Annotated in this window: 4 protein-coding genes; 1 reads left to right on the forward strand and 3 read right to left on the reverse strand. The window is 52.8% G+C overall.

Annotated features, from left to right (window positions below):
* Nucleotides 1-125: 125 nt before the first annotated feature.
* Nucleotides 126-1,214 (reverse strand): inositol-3-phosphate synthase, encoded by a 1,089-nt coding sequence (locus tag ACREAY_RS10680; protein ID WP_431755755.1) that lies wholly within the window; start codon nt 1,212-1,214, stop codon nt 126-128.
* A 245-nt stretch (nt 1,215-1,459) separates the two neighbouring features.
* Between ACREAY_RS10680 and ACREAY_RS10685 the strand changes: the two genes are divergently transcribed.
* Complete coding sequence (locus ACREAY_RS10685) at nt 1,460-2,173, forward strand: hypothetical protein (protein ID WP_431755756.1); 714 nt, start codon at nt 1,460-1,462, stop codon at nt 2,171-2,173.
* On the opposite strand, the gene ACREAY_RS10690 is transcribed toward ACREAY_RS10685, so the two are convergent.
* The gene (locus tag ACREAY_RS10690; protein WP_431755757.1) at nt 2,170-2,874 is read right to left on the reverse strand and encodes a GNAT family N-acetyltransferase; all 705 of its coding nucleotides are present in this window, start codon (nt 2,872-2,874) and stop codon (nt 2,170-2,172) included. The genes ACREAY_RS10685 and ACREAY_RS10690 overlap by 4 nt on opposite strands.
* A partial coding sequence (locus ACREAY_RS10695; protein ID WP_431755758.1) for a class I tRNA ligase family protein occupies nt 2,858-3,563 on the reverse strand: 706 nt, incomplete at its 5' end. The genes ACREAY_RS10695 and ACREAY_RS10690, both read right to left, overlap by 17 nt.

The following is a 3,563-nucleotide window of genomic DNA, read 5'->3' on the forward strand; positions in this document are numbered from 1 at the left end:
TTGAACCCGTACACCTCGAGCTTTTTAATGTGGACCAAGTGGCTCCGGGTTGAGATTCGATCTGCGGTTAATTATGTGTACTAGGGTCGATTTGCATCCCCTTTTTGTGAATTATATTTTAGCAGCTATCTTTCCCGCTTGCCCTCGACGAATTCGAGAAAGTTCGTTTTTGCCACAGAGTAAGGCATCTGGACCGGGGGGTGCTTGAAGCAGTAGGCCGAGATGCTCTCCAGCGGGCCGGAAACGCCCCTGTCGATGGCTATCTTGGCGCACCTCGCTGCGTCTATCATGACGCCGGCGCTGTTGTACGCGTCGACTACCTTTAACTTCAAGTCGAGCTCCACCGGGATGCCGCCAAAGTACTGGCCCTTTATAGAGATGTAGCAGATCTTGTCGTTTTCGAGAAAGTTGACAAAGTCAGACGGCCCTATCCTCATCGGTATCTCGTAAGGGGCCATCGCCGCGACGGCAGAAGTCTTGCTGATGCGCTTGTCCTCGAGGCGCTCCTCGTCGAGCATGTTGTAAAAGTCCATGTCGCCTCCGATGTTCAGCTGGTAGGTTTCATTGATCTTGACGCCCCTGTCTACGAACAGCTTTACCAGCGTCTTGTGGACGACAGTCGCCCCCAGCTGGCTCATCACGTCGTCGCCGGCGCACGCAAGGCCGCGCCCTGCAAAGGCCTGCTGCCATTTTGGCGTCGACGCTATAAAGACGGGAATCGCGTTTACAAACGCGCAGCCCGCGTCAAGGCAAGCCTCTGCATAGTATTGAGAGGCGCGCCTGCTCCCCACCGGCAGGTAGTTGAGCAGCATCTCTGCGCCGGTGTCTTTGAGCACCTGCGTGACGTTTACAGGCTGACCGTCGGCTATCTTGATCTTTTGCGCAAGGTGGCGGCCTATGCCGTCGTGCACCTCGGCTTTCTGGACCTTGACGCCCATCGCGTCCATGTCCTTGATTATTTTTATGGTGTTGTTTGGCTTTTCAAATATCGCTTCTGAAAGGTCCTTGCCGACTTTTTTTGCGTTGACGTCAAAGGCCGCGACAAACTCGATATCTGCCGGCTCCAGCCCGCCTAGGTTGTAGGCCGTCAGTCCGATCCAGTCGCTTTCCTGCTTTTTTGCGTCCGGATTTTCGCGGTAATAGCGCGTCCCTTGCACGAGAGCAGAAGCGCAGTTGCCGATGCCGGCGACTGCGACCTTGACCTTTCTACGCATGACTATTTGGCATTTGAATCTGCTTAATATATTATTAGTTATCGATCAAGGCTGGCCGCAATTCCTAATAACCTCCTTTCTTCAATGTCGCCGGGGAGCACCAGATTACCAACATCCTGGCGTATTCTCTTGGTATTGCCTTTGCATTAGGTGGGGTCTGGGCAGCTTTTTTCAGCATAGGTACACTGTACCTTAATCCGTTCTACCAGCTTGACGTCATAGTTTTCAGTCTTCTGGTACTCTCGATGGCAGTAGCGGCCTTGTGTGCTTCTTTTCTGCTTCTCCGGTATAAACTGGAAAACAAATCTGTGCTCTCTTTCCTTTGCATAACCATACTTGTGCTCTATGCAGGCAGCATCGTACCTTCAGGGGGTTCAGAGCCTTCCTCGATCTGGTTCCCTGTTGCTGTCAATATTGTCCTGCTAGGGGCATCCATAGCCCTTGGGGTAAAGCTGAGGTTCAGGGTTCGCATTGTTCCCGAGGTTGGGGGGTTGCTGGTCGGGGTATTTGTGGTGCTTTTGATCTCTTCTTTACACCTCGCCGGTCTTCCTACGGTACGTCCCATCGACGTGGGAGGGGGAAGCTGCACAGGGGAGGGCAAGGCACCCACTAACGGGGATTTTAGGTTGCCTTACGTTTCAGGTAAATCATGGCTCAGCATCCGCCCTTTGCCCGACTATCAATATCATTGGCAGGAATTTTCCGGCCAAATAGGTAGGTATAATGCACAGGCCACAATCGATGCAGAAATAGGAAAAGCCCGAGAGTACTTGGTAAAGAACAGCTTCCCCGTCTATGGGACGACGGCGTATGAACAACCCGTCTATAATGGATCCTATGACTTGTGCGCAGGAATTACAATGTATTTTCTAATTGACTTTGGCAGGATAGATGAGGCAAGCGCGCTAATACTTGAAAACACAGTATTTGCACCATCCATATACTTGGAAAACAACTAGTCCATTTTCTCGCTGCTGAGCTGGCAGATCGTTTTTTGGTACGCAATCTTGAAGCCCATTTTTTTATAGTAATCAAGCAGGCCATAGGATTCAAGCGTCTGGAGAAAGAGTGGCGCACTGTCAGCCTTTGCCATATGCTGCGCGTGCAGGAGAATATTCTTTGCTACGCCCTTGCCCCTGAAACGCGGGAGCGTGCCAAGGCAGTACAACCCTGTCAGGCCGTTCTCTTTGTAAAGCGCCGCGCAGCCTGCCGGCATATCGTCCACGTAGCCTGTTAGGAGGGTGAGTTTCGCAAAATGCCTGGTGACTATTCTTTTGACCTCTGCCTTCCAGTCCGGGACACCAAAAGACTCACAAAATATGTCGACCCATGTCTGGATGCCGCTCCTCTCTACCTGAACAACGTTGCCACCCTTGCCTGCTCCTGCGGATTGCAGGACATGCATCGTATCTACCACGCGCAAACTCTGCGGCGCGACGCGGAAGTAAAGGTAGCAGTCCATGCCTTTTTCCCAAAACACTCGGCCAATTTTTTTCTCTTCACCTGCCGGGCAGCCTTCGACGCTTGCCCTGTTGAAGAAATAGTCGCCTGCCAGCCTTTCATTGACAAGCGCCTTTGCGCAGCCTGCTTTTCTCTTGGCGGTCCACAGCGAGCAGAAGGACCACTCGTTGTCCTCCATCTTTTCAATATCTGAGGCCAAAGATACTCATCATTGCTCCAACGCCCTTGCTGCGCCTCTGCACGGCTCTTTGCATTATCCGCAGCGCGCCGGGCGTGTCAAAGTCGTCTTCAATGCGACGCATGAAATCCTCCGGCAGCCTGTCGCTTTTGGCACTGGCGCCTGCGATGGCATCGCTCAACTGCTCGAATTTTTCAATGTGCCTTTCATCATAGTCGAATCTCTTGCGGTAGTGCTTTGACAGCAGGTAGAGCCTGACTGCGTTGGCGCTATGCCTGCCGAGCAGGTCCCTTATCGCGACAGTGTTGCCAAGAGACTTGCCCATCTTTTCTCCGTTGACGTAAACGAGGCCCGTGTGCGTCCAGGCTTTGACCGGGGCTCTTTTGCCGGTCAGCGCCTGCAGCTGCGCAAGGTGCGATTCGTGGTGCGGGTAAACGAGCTCGTCCGCCCCGCAGTGCATTTCGTAAATGCCGCCGAAACTTGCCATGGCGACTGACGTGTCCTGCATGTGCCACCACGGTATGCCTTTGCCAAGCACCCTGTCGCGAAAACTGACGTCCAGCTGCTCGCCGGCGTTCCATAGCAGGATGTCCGAAGGCGATTTTTTGCCCGACGCAATGTCGAGCCTGCAATCCTCAAGATCTTTTTTTGACATTTTTGAGAGGCTGCCAAATTTCGTTTTTGAAACTTCTAGATACACGTTGCCATCT

Origin of the sequence: Nitrososphaera sp., from assembly GCF_050748925.1 — an archaeon.
In the GTDB taxonomy this organism is placed as follows: Archaea; Thermoproteota; Nitrososphaeria; order Nitrososphaerales; family Nitrososphaeraceae; genus Nitrososphaera.

Bases quoted from the DNA above. Each gene is read 5' to 3' on its own strand.
- ACREAY_RS10680 (WP_431755755.1), bottom strand. From the start codon at position 1,214: ATGCGTAGAAAGGTCAAGGTCGCAGTCGCCGGCATCGGCAACTGCGCT.
- ACREAY_RS10685 (WP_431755756.1), top strand. From the start codon at position 1,460: ATGGCAGTAGCGGCCTTGTGTGCTTCTTTTCTGCTTCTCCGGTATAAA.